The sequence below is a fragment of the Testudinibacter sp. TW-1 genome (assembly GCF_050613185.1).
GTDB lineage: Bacteria > Pseudomonadota > Gammaproteobacteria > Enterobacterales > Pasteurellaceae > Chelonobacter.
Window position 1 is genome coordinate 1,951,837 of record NZ_CP192511.1, and the last position, 22,936, is coordinate 1,974,772.

Here is a 22,936-nt window from a genome sequence, read left to right on the forward strand (position 1 = left end):
GGTTGATTGATGAGATTTAACCGCTCTTTTTGTATAAAATAAAAAATGAACCATCATTCATGACAGTAGTCAAAAGTAGTGCGGAATTTAAAATAAAGAAAATACACTAGCAAATTCGTAGGAGACGCTATGCAAGTCAGAGTATTTCAACGCTACAATCCTTTTCAAATCGCCCGTTATGTCAAAATTCTCTTTTCCGGTACTTTTTTTATCAGTGGTGTCGGACTGTTCGAATTTGAACAAGGCAAAATTGTGTTACCCAAAGTGAAAAATCTTAAAAAATTCAGTGTGATGTCGGAAATAAACCGACATATAAAACACTTGCAACAGGAAGCTTTGGCAACATAGTTTGTACTTGAATTCAGAAACCCGTTAGCTTAACCGTTAGCGGGTTTTTTCTTGCCTTAACAACCAATTATCGTTATAACTATAACAATTTTTTTACAATATAGGGGGATTTATGCCATTGAGCTCAACTGCACTATGCCGTGTGCGCGCAATCACCGCGTTTACCAGCCTGTCAGCCGATTCAAATACATGGCAGACCGCACTTGCCGCAGCGAAAAAACAGTGTGACAGCTTGGCGCACGCATTACAACGGCACGGTTATCAAGTGCAGTCAATTCGGATTGTGACCAACCCGTTCGCCGAGTATTTGAATCTCAGCAGCTTACAAACGGCAAAACAAGGTTTGGCGGCGATTAAGGCAATTTTACTACCGTTAAATCAAGGCTCGGATCGGCGAATTCGTTTTGCGATCGGCGAGGCGAAAACCCAAGCGGAAATTGAACTGTTGCCGGAACTCATCAAGGATTACGGTGATTTATGTAACGCCTGTGTCAATATTGCCGCCGATGAATTCGGCTTTTTGGATAACCGACAGATTAGCCAGTGTGCGGCGGCAGTACAAAAAATTGCCGCGATCACGCCACGCGGCGAGGGCAATTTCAATTTCACCGTCAATTTCAACTGCCAACCGTTGATTCCCTATTTTCCGGCAAGTTATCATCGCAGCGAATTGGGCAACTGTTTTGTGATCGGTTTGGAAACACCGGATTTATTGGCGGCGGTATTAGAGGGCATTCAATCCGTTAGAAAACAACAATCTCATGCTGCGTTTTTGCAATTGGCTTACCGCACTTTACGTGGTGCTTTGCAATACCATATTGATCAGGTGAATGAATGTATCGCGCAAGCCGAGATAGACAGCGGTTGGCGTTTTGCCGGTATGGATACCTCCGCTGCGCCGTCGAAAAACTGTCATTCGATGGTGGATATTTATCGGTTATTGGGCGTGCCGTATTTTGGTGCGGCAGGTACGGTGGAGGCTTCGGCATTGCTGACGCGGGTGTTTAAAACCTTGGATAACGTCGACGCGGTCGGGTTTTCCGGTTTAATGCTGGCGGTCACCGAAGACCAAGGCTTGGCGGAAGCCACTCGCCAACAACAATTTGATATCCGCGCCTTGCTGACCTATAGCAGCGTGTGCGGAATCGGCTTGGATACCGTGCCGATTGAGGGCGATACCCCGCTGGAAAAAATCACCGCGATTATGCGTGATACCGGCACTATGGCGTTTCGCTTAAACAAACCGCTCACCGTGCGCTTATTCCCGGTGCCGAATTTATCGGCGGGGCAACATACCCGATTTGAGAGTGAGGATTTGTGTAATTGTGCGGTGTTGGCTGTGCCGTGATTGATAAAAGCGGGTTAACGCCTTATAGTAATCGACTTTAGCCCGCTTTTTTGAAATGAATAAAAATTCTCCTTTATGCCGTGTTGCCTATTCTTTATTTAATAAGAATAAACCTTGATTGGAGAACGAAATATAGCTTTGTGTGAGTTCGGCATTAAAATACTCCGGACGGCAATTGACTAGTAATTCTTGTCCATGCCAATGTGCAATAATTTCCCAGTGATTGCCCATATACACCGCACTTTTAATCGTGCATTGCTGTGCCGGTGTACCTGTTTGATTAAAAGTAATAGCTTCAGGACGAACTCCCAGCAGGCAATCTTCGCCGACGATATTAAATTGCGCAACGTTGTTTAAACTAAATTCATAGCCATATACATTAATCTTATTTTGCTGTAATTTTGCAGGGAAAATACTGGATTCCCCCATGAAATTTGCTAAAAATAACGAATTAGGTTGCTGATAAAGCGTTTTGGCGGAGGCTTTTTGCATAATTTTGCCTTTATTCATCACAATTACTTCATCAGACACTGCAAAGGCTTCTGTTTGATCGTGAGTAACATATAAAGAGGTGATACCTAATCGTTGTTGTAATTCTCGTATCTTTTCTCGCATTGAGCGGCGTAAATTAGCATCCAAATTACTAAGCGGTTCATCAAATAACAACACTTTAGGTTTTAAGATCAAAGCACGGGCAAGCGCCACACGTTGTTGTTGTCCGCCAGAAATTTGATCCACAAAGCGCTGCTCAAAACCGGCCAAATCGACTAGTTCCAACGCTTCTTGCACTCGTTGTTCGCGCTCGGGCTTGCTCACGCCTTGCATTTTTAAGCCATAGCCTACATTGTCGCCAATGCTCATATGGGGAAAAAGAGCATAGGATTGAAAAACAATACAAATATCACGATTCTGAATGGCGGATTTGGTGACATCTTCCCCATCAATAAAGATTTGCCCTGATGTGGGGTTTTCTAAGCCCGCCACTAATCGTAACACCGTCGTTTTACCACAACCCGAAGGACCGAGAAGTGTCACCATGGTGCCGCGTTTAATAATAAGATCGAGATTATCAATGACCACTGATTTAGCAAAAGATTTAGTGATATTTTTTAAAACTAAGAAATTTTCATGTTGATTCATAATGGATAAATCCTAATTCATTGTTTTGGCTTTAGAGCGTGAGATACGTGTATCACCCACTAACCAATCAAAAAGTAATATAATGCTCATCATCACTATAATTAAAATAGAGCCGTAAGCAATGGCAATACCATATTCGCCATCCTCTACACGGTTCAGAATATAGGATGTCGCCACCCGTGTATCTGCAGTTACTAAAAAGACTATTGCGCTTACCGTTGTCATGGCGCGTACAAAACTTGTCACTAATGCAGAAATCAATGCCGGTTTTAGCAGTGGCAGAACAACGAAAATAATTGTTTTAAAGGTACTGCCTTTCAATGAAAGTGAGGCTTCATCGAGTGATTTATCAAGCTGTCCAAGCCCCGCAATTGCCGCACGCATGCCAACCGGCATATTACGCATTACCATTGAAAGAATGATAATAAGACCGGTACCTGTAATATAAATAGGGGCATTATTAAATGCTAAAATATAGGACACGCCAGCAACGGTTCCTGGTACGGCGAAACATAGCAAGGTTAAAAATTCCAGTGTCTTTTTACCTTTAAAATCACGACGTACTGTGATATAGGCAATAAGCAAGCCGAAAAATGCCGTAATCGGAGCGGCGGCAGCGGCAAACAATACGGTTTGAATCAGTGACGGCCAAGCTCCGTCATCTAAGCCTTGTCCAAACAACACCGCATAATTTCTCAAAGTTAATGTGTGATCCACCCCCCAGTTTACGGTAAAGCTCCCATAGAAAATGCTGCCGTATAAAACGATGTTAAAGATCACCCAAAAAGCCAAAATAAATGTAATGCCATGTTTCATTGCATTCGGTAAATCTTGCACATCACCCCGATAAGATTTACCCGAGACGGTGACATAAGAGCGGTTACCAATCCAAAGATATTGGATCACAAAAATGGATAATGAAAAGATCAACAATAATGTCCCTAAAGTACTTGCGGAAGCATAGTCAAGTTGAGAGCCCGCAATATAAAAATAGATTTGCGATGAGATCACATCAAAGCTGCCGCCAAGCACCAGTGGCGTACTAAAATCCGCTAACGATTGAATTGCCACGACCAAGAAAGCGTTGGCTAATGCCGGTTTCAATAATGGAAAAATAATACCGAAAAATGTTTGATAACGATTAGCCCTCAATGTATAAGAGGCTTCTTCGATAGATGGATGAATAGATTTCAGGGCGCCTTCCAAAATCATAAATGACATTGGGGTTAATGCTAAAGTATGGGCAATCACGATACCGGTAAAGCCGTATAACCAATTACTGCTGAAATTTAGATATTCGACTAAAAATTTAGTGACATAACCTGAGCGGCCAAGCATTAGCGTAACGCCAAGACCAACCACAAAAGGCGGCGTGACAATGGGTAAAATAGAAAATATTTTTCCGATAAATGCACTGCGTTTCGCAATGCGCGTTGTATAAAGGGCAAACAATAAACCGAATAAGGTTGCAAGCACACCGACAGTTGCAGCAACACTCAAAGAGTTCATAATGATACGCAGTACATAAGGCTGTCGAATAATTTTCAATGCTTGTGTCGGGAGAAATTCCGAGCCGTTATAAAACATTGAAATAAAAATAGCCATCGTCGGATAGACAATAAAGAAAAAAATCAATAAAACGATACTAATTAATGACGCAATCACGAATTTATCGCTTTGCATTATTTTCATCTTAGCTAACGCATTGGTGGCGAATGCAATTAACGCAATAACTAAAACAAAAATTGAATAACCAAGGCTGATTTTTTCAATGGCGGCAGAAATAAAAACAAATAGAAAAATCCCTACCACAGTAGAAAATTCAAAAATACCTTGCAGATATTCATTTTTTCTAGAAAAAATCTGAGAAATCAGTGGAATAAGTAATAATATACTAAACCAAACCCAACTTAAATTGGGCGTAGACCACCCCATGGCACTGAATATTTCATCTGAAGTGGACTCCATAATTCCATAATCTAGTGCCATGGTAGGGAGTAAAATAAAGCCTAACATAGCCAATGCAACCCAAAACATATTCGAATTGAATATTTGTTGCTTTTTCATAAAACCTCCAAGATAGTTGCGGCATGTTAAGCCTCCGAATATTGCAGTGGTTGGTAGTAAGCAATATTTTAAAACATCTTCCTAGCTATAATAATCTCACTCTACTTCGCCAATTTAACTTCTTCGACCCATTTATTAATTAAGCGTTTACGTTCATCGGCAGCACCGTATTTTTCAAAATCATAATTGATTAAGTTCAGCTTAGTCGGATCAAATGCAGTCGGTGATTGTTCGGCAGTTTTATTGGTAAGAATTTGTAAGGAGTTGCCCTTTTTCCAACTCAACTCTTGCCCTTCTTTAGATAGCACCCAATCGACAAATAATTTTGCATTATCTAAGTTGCGAGCACCTTTTAAAATGCTCACGCCGCCTAGCTCATAGCCTGTACCTTCGCAAGGCACAATCATCTCAAGTGGCGCACCATTTTGTTTTTCTAATGCATAGTCGTGTAAAAAGCCGATACCAATAGTCGTTTCTCCACGTGCGGCATTACGTGACGGGGCAATCCCGGATTTTGCATATTGGGAAATATTCGGATGTAATTGCTTGAAATAATTGAATGCCTCATCTTCGCCCCAAAGTTGGGTAAAAGTGGCAATGGCGGTATAAGCAGTGCCGGAACTTTGCGGATCGGCAATTTGGACTTCACCTTTTAAGCGTGAATCGTTGAGATCTTTCCAGCATTTAGGTATTTCTGTGATACCGAGTTTTTTCAATCGATCCGTATTAACGCCAAAACCGAGAATCCCCATATATACTGCTGAGCTTAAGTTGCCTTTCACTTTTGCGGGATCTTGAAAACGTTCTACAATCTGATCGATATGGGGTGAGCGATAGGCTTCAAGTAGCCCCAATTCCCCGGCCTGAGATTGCGGATCGAGTGTGCCGCCGTACCATACATCGGCTTGCGGGTTATTCTTTTCCGCTTCGATCTTGGCAAAAGTGCTTCCCGAACCATTGCGAATAAAAGATGTTTTTACATCAAATTTTTCCCCGAAGGCTTTGGTCTGTGCTTCACACATTTCATTGGTCGCACTGCAATATACGACTAAGCGCCCCTTTGCAAGCACTTGTGGGCTTAAAAATAATCCGCCTAACAATAGGCTGGATACAATAATTGAAATAGTAGAACGCTTCATTTGATACTCCTTGTTAATATAAATGACGTTTTAATAATACAAGAAATAACAAATGTATTTAGTGATAAACCTCACAAATTATGGCACAACAACAGAGGGATTCTAATGCGGATTTCTTTCATCATTTTGCAGCAAGCAGAGGAGATTCGAACTAAAAAACGCCTGTAAAAATAACATTTACAGGCATTTTTTATGCAAAAAATCAATCCGGATTACTTCACTTCGCGAAACATAATTTCCGCCGGAATCACATCGCCTTGCCAATACAGTTGGCTGGCGACGCTTTCGGCAAGTTGCAGGAAGTGTTGGCTGATTTCATCTTGCGGTGCGGCGGCAACGGTCGGTGTGCCGTGATCCAGATCTTCACGCAGGCGGATATGCAACGGAATTTGTCCCAACACCGAAATATGGTATTTTTCCGCCACTTTTTGCGCGCCGCCGGTGCCGAAAATATCTTCGTGATGACCGCACTTGGCGCAGATATGCACGCTCATATTTTCAACAATGCCAAGCACCGGTACGGAAACTTTTTCAAACATCGCAATTCCCTTGATCGCGTCCAGTAAGGCAATATCTTGCGGGGTTGTCACCACGATTGCGCCGGTAACCGGAATTTGTTGCGACAGCGTCAGTTGAATATCGCCTGTGCCCGGCGGCATATCGATCACCAAATAATCCAAATCCGGCCACCAGGTTTCCTGCAACAACTGGCTGAGGGCGCTGCTTGCCATAGGACCGCGCCAAATCGTGGCATTGTCGGCGGGCATTAAAAAGCCGATTGAGTTGGCATAGATTCCATGGACTTCAATCGCCACCATATGTTTATTGTCCGGCGAGGTCGGGCGTTGATCGGCCGCACCTAACATATGCGGAATTGACGGGCCGTACACATCGGCGTCCAAAATCCCAACCCGCGCGCCTTGCGCTTTTAACGCTAAGGCAAGATTGACTGCGGTGGTGGATTTGCCCACGCCGCCTTTGCCGGAGGTGACGGCAATAATATTTTTCACGCCGTTGACTGCCGGGTGATTGTTAGCGCGTTTTAAGGTGGCGATTTGATAATTCAGCTGCCAGCGCACGCTTTTCGCTTGGCTGATGTGTAATAAATCCGCCTCAAGTGCGGTTTTCAAGCGTTCAAAACCACTGTTCCAGGCAAATGGCAGGGTCAGTTCGAGGCGCAGGGTGTCGCCGCCCAATTCGATTTTTTTCAGGGCTTTCAGTTCGATCAGATTTTTTTGCAATGTCGGATCGCGAAAGTCGGCAAAGCATTGTTCAATTTGGCTTTTTTGAGCGTCGCTCAATTCGTTAGCGGAAAATAAGCTCATGGTAAATCCTTTGTTTTTATAGGGTTACAGCAGTGTTTGAGTAAAATCGGTGCTATTTAATCATGTTTGGCGGCAAGTGTTAAGTTAAAATCTGCATTATCATGCAATACGGCATAAAGTGCGGTTCAACTGGTAAAAATAGCCGTGTTGCGCTAAAATCTGTGCCTATTTATTCGATAAAATATTCTACAAGGATTTCAAGTTTAATTATGTCAAATTCAGCCCGCAAAATTTTGGTGACTTGCGCCCTGCCGTATGCCAACGGTCCGATTCATTTAGGTCATTTATTGGAGCATATCCAAGCGGATATTTGGGTGCGGTTTCAGCGTATGCGAGGCAATGAAATCCATTTTGTCTGTGCCGACGATGCGCACGGCACGCCGATTATGTTGAAAGCGGATCAAATGGGGATTACGCCGGAGGCGCTGATTGCGCAGGTGAAAAGCGAACATCAAGCCGATTTTAACGGTTTTAACATCAGTTTTGATAATTATCATTCCACCCACAGCGACGAAAACCGCACGTTATCTGAGGCGATTTACACTAAACTGAAAAGCAACGGTTTTATTAAAAGCCGCACCATTTCGCAACTGTATGATCCGCAAAAAGGCATGTTTTTGCCGGATCGTTTCGTGAAGGGCACTTGCCCGAAATGTAAAGCGGAAGATCAATACGGCGATAACTGCGAGGTTTGCTCAGCGACTTACAGCCCGACCGAATTGATTAATCCGCGTTCGGTGGTGTCGGGGGCAACACCGGTGATGAAAGAGTCGGAACACTTTTTCTTTGATTTGCCGAGTTTTGAAGCCATGCTGAAAAGCTGGATTCGTTCCGGCTCGCTGCAACAAGAAGTGGCGAATAAAATGCAAGAGTGGTTCGAAGCCGGTTTGCAGCAATGGGATATTACCCGTGACGCGCCCTATTTCGGCTTTGAAATTCCGGACGCGCCGGGGAAATATTTCTACGTTTGGCTGGATGCGCCAATCGGCTATATGGCGTCGTTCAAAAATCTGTGTGATCGCGAAGGCTTGAATTTCGATGAGTTTTGGCACAAAGACAGCACCACCGAGCTGTATCATTTTATCGGCAAAGATATTATGTATTTCCACAGCCTGTTCTGGCCGGCGATGTTGGAGGGCAGCGATTACCGCAAACCGAGCAATATTTTTGTACACGGCTATGTGACCGTTAATGGCGAAAAAATGTCGAAATCGCGCGGTACATTCATTCAAGCCGCAACCTATCTCAAACTGCTTGATCCGGAATATCTGCGTTACTACTACGCCGCCAAACTGAGCCACCGTATTGATGATTTGGATTTGAACCTGCAAGATTTCGTGCAACGGGTGAATGCGGACATTGTCAATAAAGTGGTGAATCTCGCTTCGCGTAATGCCGGCTTTATCCAAAAACGTTTTGGCGGCAAACTGGCGGCAAGCTTAGAAAATCCGGCGTTGTTGGCGGAGTTCGGCCAAGCCTCCGAAACGATTGCGGCCTATTTTGAAAACCGTGAATACGGCAAAGCGATCCGCGAGATTATGGCATTGGCGGACAAAGCCAATAAATATATTGATGATAAAGCCCCGTGGGTGGTGGCAAAGGAAGAGGGTAAAGATCAGGCATTGCAGCACATCTGCTCAATGGGGATCGAAATGTTCCGCATTTTAATCGGTTATCTGAAACCGGTGCTGCCGCAATTGGCGGCACGCGCGGAAGCCTTTTTACAAACCGAATTGACGTGGGACAGTTTATCTACGCCGTTATTAGCGCATGAAATTGCGCCGTTTAAAGCGTTGTTCAACCGTTTAGACAGCAAGCAAATTGATGAATTGGTGGCGTTGTCGAAAGAGGAAAATGCACAATTAGCGCCGGTGGCAATCGAAAAAGCGGGGGCAAGCACGGCGGAAAAATCCGAATTTGAGCCGATTGCCGATACCATTTCGATTGATGATTTTGCCAAAATCGATCTGCGCGTGGCAAAAATCGTCAAAGCCGAAGCCGTGCCGGAAGCGAATAAGCTGGTGAAACTGACCCTCGACATCGGCAGCGAAACCCGCCAAGTATTCGCCGGAATTAAATCGGCGTATAAACCGGAGGAGCTGGAAGGGCGTTTAACCGTGATGGTTGCCAACCTTGCGCCGCGCAAAATGAAATTCGGCGTTTCGGAGGGCATGGTGCTCGCCGCCGGACCGGGCGGCAGCGATCTGTTCGTGCTGACCCCGGATCAAGGCGCAACCCCGGGAATGCGTGTCAAATAAGTAACCAACCAACCGCACTTATCGTGATGAAAGTGCGGTTTTGTGTATTTGGATAATCAATTTTGTTGTATGAAGGAAATATCCATGAAACTAGATGAAGTAGCAAAATTAGCCGGTGTGTCGCGCACCACAGTGAGTTATGTGATTAACGGCAAAGCAAAATTACATCGGGTGAGTGATCGCACGATTGAAAAAGTGATGGCGGTGGTGAATGAGCATAATTTCAAACCCAACCCGGTGGCGGCGGGGCTGCGTGCCGGGCATACCAATACCATTGGTTTGATTATCCCGGATTTGGAGAACATCAGTTACGCCAAAATCGCAATGCGTTTCGAAGCCCTTTGCCGCAAGGCGGGCTATCAGCTGTTTATCTCTTGCTCGAATGACGAAGCGGAAAACGAAAAGCAGTGTGCCAAGCAGTTATTGGCGCGCAAAATTGATGCGTTGGTGGTATCGACCGCACTGGACAGTGAGGATGATTTTTATCGGCAGGTGAGTGACGTACCGATTATCGGTTTCGATCGCCAAGCCAATAATTTAAATAATATCAATGTGTTGTATCATGACGAGGACGATAGTTGTCACTTGGCAAAAACATTGTTACAGCATGATAAAACCGGTTCGATTTTGTATTTCGGCGCACATCCGGAATTTCCAATCAGCCGCCAACGCGAATCGGGATTCCGTCAAGTCGTAGAAAAGCAAGGTTTGCAGATCGACTACCTGTATGCACCGCACTTTACCCGTGAATCGGCAATGGCAACATTCAGCACATGGCTACAGCAAAACAGCTTGCCGGATACCTTGTTCATCACTTCGTTAACCCTGCTGCAAGGGGTGTTCCAAGCACTGTTGCAACAGCAGGGCGGCATTCCGCCGCAATTAACACTGGCTACCTTTGGTGACCAACAAATGTTGGAGTTGCTGCCAAACCAAGTGATCAGCGCGGTGCAGCCGTATGATGACATTGCGGAAAATTTATTGTTGGCGCTACAGCGCATGATTGTGAAAAGCGACAGTAAAAAACAGCGTAACGCACAGGCTTATCCGGTTTGGGTGCAGCGTGAAATTTTTTATAAAGCCCGGGCATAACAAAACGCAACCGCACTTGGTGTCGAACCAAGTGCGGCTATAAAGTGAAGTCGTAAAGTGCGGTATAAACAGACTATTTCGCCATGCGTTTATACTTAATCCGGTGCGGTTGCACCGCTTCTGCGCCGAAGGTTTTCTTCTTCCACTCTTCGTAATCGGTGAAGTTGCCTTCGTAGAAAGTCACTTTGCCCTCGTCGCCGTAGTCTAAAATGTGAGTGGCAACACGGTCTAAGAACCAACGGTCATGGGAAATCACCAAGGCACAGCCCGGGAATTCCAACACCGCATTTTCCAAGGCGCGCAAGGTTTCCACGTCTAAATCATTGGTCGGTTCGTCGAGTAATAACACGTTGCCACCGGTTTGCAACAATTTTGCCAAATGCAAACGTCCGCGCTCACCGCCGGACAACTCGCCGACACGTTTTTGTTGATCCACGCCTTTAAAGTTGAACCGTCCGACATAAGCCCGGCTTGGAATTTCAAAATTGCCGATACGCATAATGTCCAAACCGCCGGAGACTTCTTCCCACACGGTTTTCTTGTCGTCCATACTGTCACGGAACTGATCGACCGAGGCTAACACCACGGTTTCGCCCAGTGTGATCGAGCCGCTGTCCGCTTGTTCTTGTCCGCTCAACATTTTGAACAGGGTGGATTTCCCTGCGCCGTTCGGACCGATAATGCCGACAATCGCCCCTTTCGGAATACTGAAAGAGAGATCATCAATCAACGTGCGGTCGCCGTAAGATTTGCTCAGGTTGCTGACTTCGATGACTTTATCGCCTAAGCGTGGACCCGGTGGAATAAACAACTCGTTGGTTTCGTTACGTTTTTGATATTCACCGCTGTTCAGTTCATCAAAGCGTGCCATACGCGCTTTGCTTTTCGCTTGACGGCCTTTCGGATTTTGGCGCACCCATTCCAACTCTTTCTCAATCGATTTTTGGCGGGCAGACTCGGTCGCCGCTTCTTGTGCCAAGCGTTTCTCTTTTTGTTCCAACCAAGACGAGTAGTTGCCTTCCCACGGAATGCCTTCGCCACGGTCAAGCTCCAAGATCCAACCGGCAACGTTATCCAAGAAGTAACGGTCATGGGTGATCGCCACCACCGTGCCTTCGTAATCGTGTAAGAAGCGCTCTAGCCACGCCACCGATTCTGCGTCTAAGTGGTTGGTCGGTTCGTCCAACAGCAGCATATCCGGTTTTTCCAACAACAAGCGGCACAATGCCACGCGGCGGCGTTCGCCCCCTGACAGGTGCTCGATTTTTGCGTCCCAATCCGGCAAACGCAACGCATCGGCGGCACGTTCCAGTTGGTTTTGCAGATGGTGTCCGTCGTGGGCTTGAATGATCGCTTCCAGCTCGGCTTGTTCCGCCGCCAGCTGATCAAAATCCGCATCGGGATCGGCGTATAACGCATAGACTTCATCTAAGCGGGTCAATGCGGTTTTCACTTCGCTGACCGCTTCTTCCACCGCCTCACGTACGGTTTGGTGCGGATCCAGTTTGGGTTCTTGCGGCAGATAGCCGATTTTGATTCCCGGTTGCGGGCGCGCTTCGCCCTCAATATCCTTATCGATTCCCGCCATAATCCGCAACAGGGTGGATTTCCCCGCGCCGTTTAAACCGAGAACCCCGATTTTCGCGCCCGGAAAAAAGCTGAGAGAAATGTTTTTCAAAATATGACGCTTCGGCGGCACGACTTTGCCGACGCGGTGCATCGTATACACAAATTGGGTGGACATAGTATTTCCTTTCGTTTCTTGTCGAGAAAAAAGTCAGATAAAAAATCGCTTTATTATAGGCGAAATTAAGGGCGAGGGCTACGCCGGAAACACAAAGTGCGGTCAGACAGATAGCGGGGCTGACCGCACTTTGCGCTTGAAAAAGAGAAATTAGCGTGCAATCTGTATAAAAATAACGCTGTTATAGGCAATATAACACAGCAACAACAGCACACCGGCCCAGCGTTGGATATAGCCGTTTTCCGCTTTGTAACGGTAGCCGAGCAGGAATAAAAGTGCGGTCAGGAACAACATCACCGGCATATCGCGCGTGATAATGTCGTTTTCGGCTTGCAGGGGATGGATGGCGCCGGCAAGCCCGACCACCGCCAGCGTATTAAACAGATTGGAACCGATAATATTGCCCATTGCCAAATCATGCTGGTTTTTGCGTGCGGCGGCAATGCTGGAGGCGAGTTCCGGCAGCGATGTGCCAACGGCGACTACGGTTAAGCCGATGATCAGCTCGCTCACGCCGAAATGGTTGGCGATAGTGACCGCGCCCCAAACCAACAGTTGCGAGCTGGCAATCAGCAGGATTAAACCGAACAGTAGTAAACCGATAGCTTTACCGATCACAATATCGTCCCGTTGGTCGTCTTCTGATAGTTGGTTGGATAACGCATTTTTGACTTTTAAGCCATCCCGAATGCTGACAAACATAAATAAGGCAAACATGGCTAAAATGATGATACCGTCAATGCGGCTAATATCGCGATCGAACAACAAACCGGCTGAAACCAAGGTCACAATCAGCAACAGCGGTAACTCTTTTTTCAAAATCGACGGCGTGACCAATACCGGGCTGATCAATGCGGTCACACCGAGAATCAGCGCGATATTGGCGATATTCGAACCGTAAGCATTGCCGAGCGCAATTCCCGGATTGCCTTGGATTGCCGAGGTGATTGACACCACGATTTCCGGTGCAGAGGTGCCGAAACCGATAATCAACATACCGATTAATAATTTCGGCATACCGAAATAGTGCGCGGTTTGGCTGGCGCCATCGACGAATTTATCGGCACTCCAAACTAAAATAATCAAGCCGGCAATCACGGCAAGGGAAGCAAGTAGCATAGTATGTCCTGAGGATACATAGAGCAGATAAAAATAAAGCCCGTAATCATGACGATTATGGGCTAAACACTGTCGGATTACAAAAAGCGTTTACAAAAGGAGACAAATAAAAGCTAACCGACAGAGAAAGTGGCTCCTCCTGCTGGACTTGAACCAGCGACATACGGATTAACAGTCCGCCGTTCTACCGACTGAACTAAGGAGGAATTGTTCGTTTTTCGACCATGCAACCGATATGCAATTTATAGTATAGATTTATTCCGCAATGTCGAATTGAGGGGCGTATGATAGTGAGTTCAAATTCGCTTGTCAAGAGCGTTAAAACAAAAAAACGGCAGAAATTTAATGGAATTTTTCTATCCACACCGCTTGTGGATAACTTTGTGGATTAGTTTTTGCGGAGTGGGGCAAAATACAGGAAATATGCGACTTTGCGAGATCGGCTTTCAATTTGGCTATAAAATGACATGTTTTTATTTATCAATAAGATATGAAAAATCTAGTCTTTTTTTTATTATTTTTTTTGAAAATTTGAAGTTTGCCTCTTGACAGTTGGGAGACTGTGCAAAAAGTCAATTTTTGATAATTGTTTTTCGAGGAAAAAAATAGCTAACCCCGTGTGTTATCGACGAAATAAGCGGATCCGTGCAAATCCTCCTGACCTCCGTATCATTCATATAAAATTTCACTCTGAAATATGTTAAACTACCGCACTTTCGATCTTGATTTTCTAATCTGGTACTGCTATGTCAAAACCCAATTCCAAACCGTTCAAACTGCATTCCGATTTTAAACCGTCGGGCGATCAGCCGCAGGCAATCGCCAAACTGATTGAGGGCTTGGAGGACGGTTTGGCGCACCAAACGTTGTTGGGGGTGACCGGGTCGGGCAAAACCTTTACCATCGCCAATGTGATCGCCACACTCAACCGCCCGGCGATGTTGCTGGCGCCGAATAAAACCCTGGCGGCACAGCTTTACGCCGAGATGAAGGAATTTTTTCCGGAAAATGCGGTCGAGTATTTCGTCTCTTACTACGATTACTATCAGCCGGAAGCCTATGTGCCGGCGAGCGATACCTTCATCGAGAAAGACGCGTCGATTAACGATCAGATCGAACAAATGCGCTTGTCGGCGACCAAATCCTTTTTGGAACGGCGCGATACCATTGTGGTTGCTTCCGTGTCGGCGATTTACGGCTTGGGCGATCCCGATTCTTACCTGAAAATGATGTTGCACCTGCAAAGCGGGGCGATTATTGATCAACGCCAGATTTTATCTAAACTGGCGGAGTTGCAATATACCCGTAATGATCAAGCCTTTCAGCGCGGTACCTTTCGCGTGCGCGGCGAAATTATTGATATTTTCCCGGCGGAATCGGACGATGTGGCGTTGCGCGTCGAACTGTTTGATGAAGAAGTGGAACGCTTGAGCCTGTTTGATCCGCTGACCGGGCATAATTTCGGCGCAGTGCCGCGCTACACCGTTTATCCGAAAAGCCACTATGTGACCCCGCGCGAACGGGTGCTGGAGGCGATCGAACGGATTAAAGCCGAATTGGCGGAGCGCCGCCAATATCTGTTGGAGAATAATAAACTGTTGGAAGAACAGCGGATTACCCAGCGCACCCAGTTTGATATTGAGATGATGAACGAATTGGGTTACTGCTCGGGCATTGAAAACTACTCACGTTATCTGTCAGGACGCGGCGAGGGCGAGCCGCCGCCGACCTTGTTTGATTATATTCCGAGTGACGGTTTGCTGATTATCGACGAGTCCCATGTCACTGTGCCGCAAATCGGCGGAATGTATCGCGGCGACCGCGCGCGTAAAGAAACACTGGTGGAATACGGTTTCCGCCTGCCGTCGGCGTTGGACAACCGCCCGTTGCGTTTTGAAGAGTTTGAACGGCTTGCACCGCAGACGATTTATGTCTCCGCCACGCCCGGACCTTACGAGCTGGAAAAATCCGGGGGCGAGCTGATCGATCAAGTGGTGCGTCCGACCGGTTTACTCGATCCGATTTTAGAAGTGCGTCCGGTGGCGACCCAAGTTGATGATTTATTGTCGGAAATCCGGATTCGCAGCGATAAGCACGAGCGAGTATTGGTCACCACCTTAACCAAACGCATGGCGGAAGATTTGACCGATTATCTGGAAGAACACGGTGTGCGCGTGCGTTATCTGCATTCGGATATTGATACCGTCGAGCGGGTGGAAATTATCCGCGATCTGCGTTTGGGCGAGTTCGATGTGTTGGTCGGGATCAACTTATTGCGTGAGGGGTTGGATATTCCGGAAGTGTCGCTGGTGGCGATTTTAGATGCCGATAAAGAGGGCTTCCTGCGCTCGGAACGCTCGTTGATTCAAACCATCGGACGCGCCGCGCGTAACCTGCACGGCAAAGCGATTTTATATGCCGATCGGATCACCAATTCGATGGAAAAAGCGATTGGCGAAACCAACCGCCGCCGTGAAAAACAGATGGCGCACAATGAAAAACACGGCATTGTGCCACAAGCGTTAAACAAAAAAGTCGGCGAACTGCTCGATATCGGGCAAGGCGCAAGCAACAAAGCGCGCGGCAAACAGAAACTGGCAAAAGCCGCCGAACCAAGTGCGGTTTACCAACCGAAAAACGCCAAAGAGTTTGAGCAACAGGTTAAAAAACTGGAACAGCAAATGTACCAACACGCGCAAAATCTGGAATTCGAACAAGCCGCTGCGGTGCGTGATGAATTGCACCGCCTGCGGGAGCGGTTTGTATTAGGCGATTAAGCTGGATAGAGGATAAAATGAAACAAAATACAGATAACTCATTCAATAAAGTAGGGGCGGATTAACTATCCGCCCGAACCGCACTTTGCATTTTTCTGTTGTCGATTAAATGCTTATACCGCACTTCGCAAACGGGCGGATAGTTAATCCGCCCCTACAATGCAAACGCAATATTGAAGGTTATCTATAATTTGATTTTAGCTTTTTTATAACGAATAAAATTAAGATAGAGAACCATTTTGCAAAACCAAAAAAACAAAAAAACACAACCTAAACGCCACTCGCAACCGCTCACCCCGACGCAAAAAAATTTGTTGGCGCAATTAAACGAGGTGATGTTGAGTGATAAACGCCGTTTGAGCGGGCGGATTTACGGCTTGGGCAATATTAAAAACCAAGCGGCGCAAAGTGCGGTGGTGGCGGAAATCGAACAGGCGATTGCGGTGGCGAAAGTGCGGTTGGCGCAGCGGCAGACCGCACTTGCGATTGAATTCCCAGAGAATTTGCCGGTCAGTCAGCGCAAAACGGAAATTCTGAAAACCATTGCCGAACATCAGGTGGTGGTGATCGCCGGCGAAACCGGATCGGGCAAAACCACCCAGTTGCCGAAAATGTGCCTTGAACTGGGTTTAGGCACCAAAGGCATGATCGGGCACACCCAACCGCGCCGAATTGCGGCGCGTTCGGTGGCGGCGCGGATTGCGGAGGAGCTGAAAACCGAACTGGGCGAGTTGGTCGGCTACAAAGTGCGGTTCAGCGATCAGGTCAGCGACAAGAGTCGGATCAAATTGATGACCGACGGGATTTTGCTGGCGGAAATTCAGACTGACCGCTACCTCAATCAATACGACACCCTGATCATCGACGAAGCCCACGAACGCAGTTTGAACAACGATTTTATTCTCGGTTATCTGAAACAACTGTTGCCGAAACGCCCTGATCTGAAATTGATTATCACCTCCGCCACCATCGACGTGGAGCGGTTTTCCAAGCATTTCAACAACGCGCCGATTATCGAAGTGTCGGGGCGCACGTTTCCGGTCGAAGTGCGCTATCGCCCGTTGGCGGAGGCGGACGATCAAGACCAAATTCAAGGTATTCTGAACGCTGTTGAGGAATTGCAAGCGGAAGGGCGCGGCGATATTTTGATCTTCCTCAGCGGCGAACGTGAAATTCGCGACACCGCCGACGCATTGCAGAAACAACAGCTGCGCCATACGGAAATTTTGCCGCTGTACGCGCGCTTATCGGCGCAGGAGCAGAACCGTATTTTCCAGCCGAGCGGATTGAATCGGATTGTGTTGGCGACCAACGTGGCGGAAACCTCACTCACCGTGCCGGGGATTAAATATGTGATCGACCCCGGTACGGCACGGATTTCGCGTTACAGCTACCGCACCAAAGTGCAACGCCTGCCGATCGAAGCAATTTCGCAAGCCTCCGCCAACCAGCGTAAAGGGCGTTGCGGACGGGTGTCGGAGGGAATTTGTATCCGCCTGTATTCGGAGGAGGATTTCAACGCCCGCCCCGAATTCACCGATCCGGAAATTTTGCGCACTAATTTAGCTTCGGTGATTTTGCAGATGACCGCACTTGGACTGGACGATATTGAATCCTTTCCGTTTGTCGACGCGCCGGATCGCCGCTACATTCAGGACGGGATTAAATTATTGGAGGAGCTGCAAGCCTTTAATCTGGTGAAAACCAAGCAGGGCGAACAGCGCAAATTGACCGCCGCAGGACGGCAGTTGGCGGCGTTGCCGGTTGACCCTCGGTTGGCGAAAATGGTATTGAGTGCGGCGCAATTCGGCAGTTTGCGTGAGGTGATGATTATCGTGGCGGCGTTGTCGATCCAAGATCCGCGCGAACGCCCGCAGGAAAAACAGCAAGCCGCCGATGAAAAACACCGTCGCTTTGTCGATGAGCAATCGGATTTCTTGGCGTTTATCAACCTGTGGAATTATCTGCAACAACAGCAAAAAGCCTTGAGCAACAACCAATTCCGCCGTTTGTGCAAAAGCGAATACCTGAATTATCTGCGCTTGCGCGAGTGGCAGGATATTTATCATCAATTGCGCTTAAGCGTGCGTGAAATGGGGCTGCATATCAATTCGACCGAAGCGGATTACGGCGCAATTCACCGTGCACTCTTGACCGGTTTGCTGTCGCATATCGGTTTGAAAGAGGCGGAAAAACAGCAGTATCTCGGTGCGCGTAACACCCATTTCTCCGTGTTCCCCAATTCGGTGCTGTTTAAGAAAAATCCGAAATGGCTGATCGCCGCCGAACTGGTCGAAACCTCAAAACTGTGGGGGCGAATGCTGGCGAAAATCGAACCGGAATGGATCGAGCCGTTGGCAGGGCATTTGACCAAATCCAGCTACGCCGAACCGCATTGGGAAAAATCGAAAGGGGCGGTGATCGCCAGCGAAAAAGTGGTGCTGTACGGCATGCCGATTGTGGCTGCACGTCCGATTAATTTCGGCAATATCGATCCGCAATTGAGCCGCGAAATTTTTATCCAAGCGGCATTGGTTGAGGGCAATTGGAACGCACGGCATAAATTTTTCCAACAAAATATGAAGCTGATCCGTGAAGTGGAGGAGCTGGAACACAAAAGCCGTCGGCGCGATATTTTGGTGGACGAACGCCGCTTGTTTGAGTTTTACGACCAACGGATCGGGCAAGACGTGGTGTCGCAAAAACATTTCGACAGCTGGTGGAAAACGGCGCAACAGCAAAATCCCGAGCTGCTCAATTTTGAAAAAGCGTTTTTAACCAATGACGAAGCGCAAACGGTCAGCCATTTGGATTTCCCGAATTTTTGGCAGCAGGGCAATTTGAAGTTGAAACTCAGCTATCAATTCGAACCCGGCAGCGAGGCGGACGGCGTGACGGTGCATATCCCGCTGGCATTGCTGAACCAAGTCGAGCCGCAAGGTTTTGACTGGCAAATTCCGGGCTTGCGCCGTGAGTTGGTGATTGCACTGATTAAATCGTTACCCAAAGCCATGCGGCGTAATTTTGTGCCGGCACCGAACTATGCCGACGCTTTTTTGGGGCGCGCCGAACCGTTGGCGAAACCGCTGTTGGAGAGTTTGCAATATGAACTACGCCGTATGACCGGGGTCACGGTTGAACCGGAATTGTGGAATGTCGAGCAGCTTGAACCGCACTTGAAGATCACCTTCCGTGTGATTGACGACAACGGGCGTAAACTGCGCGAGAGCACTGATTTGGATCAACTGAAATTCGAGCTGAAAGATCAGGTGCAACAAAGCCTGTCGGCGGTGGCGGACGACGGGATCGAGCAGAGCGGCATTCATATTTGGAATTTCGACACGCTACCGCACTTTTACCAGCAGAAAAAACGCGGCTACAGCGTGAAAGCCTATCCGGCGTTGGTCGATGAGCAGCAATCGGTCGGAATCAAGCTGTTTGAAACCGAATTCGAACAGCAACGTGCCATGCAGCAGGGCTTACGCCGTTTGTTGCTGTTGAATGTGCCGTCGCCGATTAAATATCTGCATGAAAAATTGCCGAATAAAGCCAAATTGGGCTTGTATTTCACCCCGTTCGGGCGCGTATTGGATCTGATTGACGATTGTATCGCCTGTGCGGTGGATAAATTGATCGCCGATTTTGGCGGCGTGGTTTGGGAAGAAGCGGCGTTTCAGCGCTTGCGTGATTACGTTCGCGAGAATCTGAATGAGACCACGGTCGGGATTGCCAAACAGGTCGAGCAGATTTTGACCCTGACCTTTGAGTTGAATAAACGTTTGAAAGGCAAAATGGATTTCACTATGGCATTTGCGCTGTCGGATATTAAAAGCCAGCTGGCGAATTTGGTTCAGCAAGGCTTTGTGCAACGCAACGGCTATCAGCGGCTGCCGGATTTATTGCGTTATTTGCAAGCGATTGATAAACGGATCGACAAACTGGCGCAAGACGTGAACCGCGATCGCGCCAATATGTTGCGGGTGGAAAAAGTCAGCGAAGCCTATCAGCAACTGTTGGCAAAACTGCCGAAATCACAACCGATCAGCGATGAGATTTTGGAAATCCGTTATATGATTGAAGAACTGCGCGTCAGTCTGTTTGCCCAACAACTGGGCACGGCGTACCCAATTTCGGATAAACGGATTTTGAACAGTATTCAGAGTGCGGGGTAGGTTGTCGCATTAAAATTTTTCCCTCCGCGTGCGGAGGGAGATCCGAAGGGCGGAAGGGATAATTTATGCCCAATACCGCACTTTGGCTTGTTGCAGTTTGTCGTAGGCAGCCAATAATTTTTGATGGGCGGCGAAGTTGCTCAGGGTTTCATCCCCGGCGATTAAATCATAGAACGGATTGCCGCCGTTGATCGCACTCCAACAGGCATTGACCGCACTTTCACCGTATAAACGACAGAATGCAGCAAAATATTGCGCCGGATCGCGCTCGCTGTCTAAATGCAATTCTAAGGATTGAATTAAACAACGGTAGTAGTTATTGCGTTCGGCGGTAAACACCGAGGAGGTGGTATCGAGCGTCCAATTCGCCCACAGCAATGCGTTTCCCCAATCGCCGCAAGCCAGATAGAGCATGGATTTTAACTCGCCGATACGCAAGGTTTGCCAGCCGGATTTCGGTGGGGCGACGATACCGATAAATTCACGTACGCGGGTGAAATCGTCAATGCCTTGTTGGTCTAACTCGTCGAGCAGTTCTAAGTGAGTGTCGCGCTCATGATGAAAGTGCGGTAGATCCAACAGGATTTCGCGCCATTCCATGCCCATATTGTTATTGGCGTAAATCAAATCGTCCGCCGGATAAATATCCGACATGCCCGGCACGATAATGCGGCAGACATACACACCTAAATGGTTGTAGTCCATGATATAGACTTCTTTCTGTTCGGCGTTAAAGATTGACATCAGGTTGTCGAATTCTTGCTCGGTGGTGCCGGAAAAATCCCAATCGACGAACGGGTAATCGCTGTCTTGTTTGAACAGATCCCACGAGATCAAACCGCTGGAGTCAATAAAATGGGTCTCTAGGTTGGCGTGCTCGGCAACGTCAGCATTGTCAAATGACGGCGGGGTGAACACGTCTAAATCTTTCAAACTGCGCCCTTGCAGCAGCTCGGTGACGGTGCGCTCCAATGCGACTTTAAAGTTCGGGTGCGCGCCGAACGAGGCGAAACAAGTGCCGTTGTTCGGATTGAGCAAAATCACACAAATCACCGGATATTTGCCGCCAAGGGAGGCGTCGTAGGCTAAAATAGGGAAGCCCTCTTGTTCTAAGGTCGCAATCGCTTCTTGAATATAAGGGTAACGTGCAATGACCTCGCTTGGGATTTCCGGCAGGCTGATCGCTTCGGCGATAATTTTGTTTTTCACATGGCGTTCAAACACTTCCGATAGACCTTGCACCCGCGCTTCGTTTTGGCTGTTGCCGGCGGACATACCGTTGGAAACGTATAAGTTGGCGATAATGCTTTGCGGAATATACACCGTTTGCTGATCGCGTTGGCGCACATACGGCATGGCGACAATGCCGCGTTCACCATTGCCGGATTGCAGATCGATCAGTTGTTCCGGTGTCAGTTCTTGGTTCGGATTGTAATACTGTTGCAAATAGTCGTCTAAAATACCTTGCGGTAATTGATCTTCATCTTCAATCTTAAACCATTTTTCATTCGGATAATGCACGAAATCGCCGTTGGCAATCTTTGTTCCCAAAAAGAAATCGGCGAAAAAATAGTTGGTGGAAAGGCGTTCAAAATATTCGCCCAAGGCGGAAGCCAGTGCGGCCTTTTTGCTTGCGCCTTTGCCGTTGGTGAAACATTGCGGGCAATCGCTATCGCGAATATGCACCGACCACACATTCGGTACGGGATTTAACCATGAGGTTTCTTCGATATTGAAACCCAGTTGGGTTAATTTGCTTTGAAAGCGGTGAATACTGTCTTCTAGGGCGGCGTCTTTGCCGGTGATATAAGTTTGTTGTGGCATAGTATTCTCTTATTAGCGGGAAAAAATTGACATTGTTGCCGCATAATAGGCAACAACCGCACTTTCGGCAAGAAACATTTGTGATAAAGCGTTATTTTTAAGCAAAAAACGATTGAAATTTATTGTAAAAAATTTATGCTAACAAGGGCATTTTGAAATTTGCGATTTCAAAATGAATCAGTTAGTCAATAGCGAGGAAAATGTTATGGCACAAGGTTGGTATGAATTAAAAGTGGCAAAAGACGGACAGTTTATGTTTAATCTGAAAGCGGCAAACAGCCAGGTGATCCTGACCAGTGAGCTGTATAAAACCCGTGCGGCGGCGGAAAATGGTATTGCCTCTGTACAAAAAAACGGGGCTGACGAAACGGCGTATGAAATTCGGGTGGCGAAAAACGGCAAACCGTATTTTATTTTGAAAGCGAAGAACCATCAAGAAATCGGTCGCAGTCAATATTACAGTTCGGAAGCCGTTGCTAAAAAAGGGATTGCGTCGGTCGCACGTAATGCGGCGAGTAGCGTGATTAAGGATAAAACGGCGGAAGAGTAGGTTGTTTTATAGCATATACCAAAAGTGCGGTTA

The 22,936-nt window shown here is 47.2% G+C and carries 14 protein-coding genes and 1 tRNA gene; 7 read left to right on the forward strand and 8 right to left on the reverse strand.

Annotated elements, in window-relative coordinates; translation table 11 throughout:
- Positions 1 to 129 precede the first annotated feature (129 nt).
- Together ACQ31U_RS09375 and ACQ31U_RS09380 are read left to right on the forward strand one after the other, a co-directional pair.
- Positions 130 to 348 (forward strand): DUF1107 family protein, encoded by a 219-nt coding sequence (locus ACQ31U_RS09375; RefSeq protein WP_431051448.1) that lies wholly within the window; start codon positions 130 to 132, stop codon positions 346 to 348.
- A gap of 112 nt (positions 349 to 460) precedes the next feature.
- Complete coding sequence (locus ACQ31U_RS09380) at positions 461 to 1,696, forward strand: DUF711 family protein (RefSeq protein WP_431051450.1); 1,236 nt, start codon at positions 461 to 463, stop codon at positions 1,694 to 1,696.
- A gap of 87 nt (positions 1,697 to 1,783) precedes the next feature.
- Here the strand turns inward: ACQ31U_RS09380 and fbpC are convergent, their stop codons facing one another.
- The 4 genes from fbpC to apbC all read right to left on the reverse strand — a co-directional run bounded on the left by fbpC (position 1,784) and on the right by apbC (position 7,367).
- Complete coding sequence (gene fbpC / locus ACQ31U_RS09385; protein ID WP_431051452.1) at positions 1,784 to 2,836, reverse strand: ferric ABC transporter ATP-binding protein; 1,053 nt, start codon at positions 2,834 to 2,836, stop codon at positions 1,784 to 1,786.
- A gap of 12 nt (positions 2,837 to 2,848) precedes the next feature.
- Complete coding sequence (locus ACQ31U_RS09390) at positions 2,849 to 4,903, reverse strand: ABC transporter permease (protein WP_431051454.1); 2,055 nt, start codon at positions 4,901 to 4,903, stop codon at positions 2,849 to 2,851.
- A 101-nt stretch (positions 4,904 to 5,004) separates the two neighbouring features.
- Positions 5,005 to 6,042, reverse strand: coding sequence for an ABC transporter substrate-binding protein (locus ACQ31U_RS09395; RefSeq protein WP_431051455.1), 1,038 nt, complete (start codon positions 6,040 to 6,042; stop codon positions 5,005 to 5,007).
- Positions 6,043 to 6,254: 212 nt separating this feature from the next.
- A complete protein-coding gene (gene apbC, locus ACQ31U_RS09400; RefSeq protein ID WP_431051457.1) occupies positions 6,255 to 7,367 on the reverse strand; it encodes an iron-sulfur cluster carrier protein ApbC in 1,113 nt (370 codons plus the stop codon).
- Between the two features lie 209 nt (positions 7,368 to 7,576).
- Between apbC and metG the strand changes: the two genes are divergently transcribed.
- Together metG and cra are read left to right on the forward strand one after the other, a co-directional pair.
- Positions 7,577 to 9,625 (forward strand): methionine--tRNA ligase, encoded by a 2,049-nt coding sequence (gene metG, locus ACQ31U_RS09405; RefSeq protein WP_431051459.1) that lies wholly within the window; start codon positions 7,577 to 7,579, stop codon positions 9,623 to 9,625.
- Between the two features lie 84 nt (positions 9,626 to 9,709).
- Positions 9,710 to 10,717, forward strand: coding sequence for a catabolite repressor/activator (gene cra, locus ACQ31U_RS09410; RefSeq protein ID WP_431051461.1), 1,008 nt, complete (start codon positions 9,710 to 9,712; stop codon positions 10,715 to 10,717).
- 73 nt (positions 10,718 to 10,790) lie between these two features.
- Here the strand turns inward: cra and ettA are convergent, their stop codons facing one another.
- From ettA to ACQ31U_RS09425, 3 genes are all read right to left on the reverse strand, one after another.
- Positions 10,791 to 12,461, reverse strand: coding sequence for an energy-dependent translational throttle protein EttA (ettA, locus tag ACQ31U_RS09415; RefSeq protein ID WP_431051463.1), 1,671 nt, complete (start codon positions 12,459 to 12,461; stop codon positions 10,791 to 10,793).
- A gap of 150 nt (positions 12,462 to 12,611) precedes the next feature.
- A complete protein-coding gene (locus ACQ31U_RS09420; protein WP_431051465.1) occupies positions 12,612 to 13,580 on the reverse strand; it encodes a calcium/sodium antiporter in 969 nt (322 codons plus the stop codon).
- A 130-nt stretch (positions 13,581 to 13,710) separates the two neighbouring features.
- Positions 13,711 to 13,786: transfer RNA gene (locus tag ACQ31U_RS09425), tRNA-Asn, on the reverse strand.
- 540 nt (positions 13,787 to 14,326) lie between these two features.
- Here ACQ31U_RS09425 and uvrB point away from each other — a divergent pair.
- Both uvrB and hrpA read left to right on the forward strand, forming a co-directional pair.
- Positions 14,327 to 16,357, forward strand: coding sequence for an excinuclease ABC subunit UvrB (uvrB, locus tag ACQ31U_RS09430; RefSeq protein ID WP_431051467.1), 2,031 nt, complete (start codon positions 14,327 to 14,329; stop codon positions 16,355 to 16,357).
- A gap of 311 nt (positions 16,358 to 16,668) precedes the next feature.
- Entirely contained in the window at positions 16,669 to 20,529 is a 3,861-nt protein-coding gene (gene hrpA, locus ACQ31U_RS09435; protein ID WP_431054322.1) for an ATP-dependent RNA helicase HrpA, read from the forward strand.
- Positions 20,530 to 20,592: 63 nt separating this feature from the next.
- On the opposite strand, the gene ycaO is transcribed toward hrpA, so the two are convergent.
- On the reverse strand, positions 20,593 to 22,353 hold the full coding sequence (gene ycaO / locus ACQ31U_RS09440; RefSeq protein WP_431051469.1) for a 30S ribosomal protein S12 methylthiotransferase accessory factor YcaO: 1,761 nt from the start codon (positions 22,351 to 22,353) through the stop codon (positions 20,593 to 20,595).
- A 205-nt stretch (positions 22,354 to 22,558) separates the two neighbouring features.
- Between ycaO and ACQ31U_RS09445 the strand changes: the two genes are divergently transcribed.
- On the forward strand, positions 22,559 to 22,903 hold the full coding sequence (locus ACQ31U_RS09445) for a YegP family protein (RefSeq protein ID WP_431051471.1): 345 nt from the start codon (positions 22,559 to 22,561) through the stop codon (positions 22,901 to 22,903).
- The last annotated feature ends 33 nt before the right edge of the window (positions 22,904 to 22,936 follow it).

What these genes read in the sequence shown, in the direction of transcription:
- ACQ31U_RS09375 (WP_431051448.1), top strand. Translation starts at nt 130, where the DNA reads ATGCAAGTCAGAGTATTTCAACGCTACAATCCTTTTCAAATCGCCCGT.
- ACQ31U_RS09380 (WP_431051450.1), top strand. Translation starts at nt 461, where the DNA reads ATGCCATTGAGCTCAACTGCACTATGCCGTGTGCGCGCAATCACCGCG.
- fbpC (WP_431051452.1), bottom strand. Translation starts at nt 2,836, where the DNA reads ATGAATCAACATGAAAATTTCTTAGTTTTAAAAAATATCACTAAATCT.
- ACQ31U_RS09390 (WP_431051454.1), bottom strand. Translation starts at nt 4,903, where the DNA reads ATGAAAAAGCAACAAATATTCAATTCGAATATGTTTTGGGTTGCATTG.
- ACQ31U_RS09395 (WP_431051455.1), bottom strand. Translation starts at nt 6,042, where the DNA reads ATGAAGCGTTCTACTATTTCAATTATTGTATCCAGCCTATTGTTAGGC.
- apbC (WP_431051457.1), bottom strand. Translation starts at nt 7,367, where the DNA reads ATGAGCTTATTTTCCGCTAACGAATTGAGCGACGCTCAAAAAAGCCAA.
- metG (WP_431051459.1), top strand. Translation starts at nt 7,577, where the DNA reads ATGTCAAATTCAGCCCGCAAAATTTTGGTGACTTGCGCCCTGCCGTAT.
- cra (WP_431051461.1), top strand. Translation starts at nt 9,710, where the DNA reads ATGAAACTAGATGAAGTAGCAAAATTAGCCGGTGTGTCGCGCACCACA.
- ettA (WP_431051463.1), bottom strand. Translation starts at nt 12,461, where the DNA reads ATGTCCACCCAATTTGTGTATACGATGCACCGCGTCGGCAAAGTCGTG.
- ACQ31U_RS09420 (WP_431051465.1), bottom strand. Translation starts at nt 13,580, where the DNA reads ATGCTACTTGCTTCCCTTGCCGTGATTGCCGGCTTGATTATTTTAGTT.
- uvrB (WP_431051467.1), top strand. Translation starts at nt 14,327, where the DNA reads ATGTCAAAACCCAATTCCAAACCGTTCAAACTGCATTCCGATTTTAAA.
- ycaO (WP_431051469.1), bottom strand. Translation starts at nt 22,353, where the DNA reads ATGCCACAACAAACTTATATCACCGGCAAAGACGCCGCCCTAGAAGAC.
- ACQ31U_RS09445 (WP_431051471.1), top strand. Translation starts at nt 22,559, where the DNA reads ATGGCACAAGGTTGGTATGAATTAAAAGTGGCAAAAGACGGACAGTTT.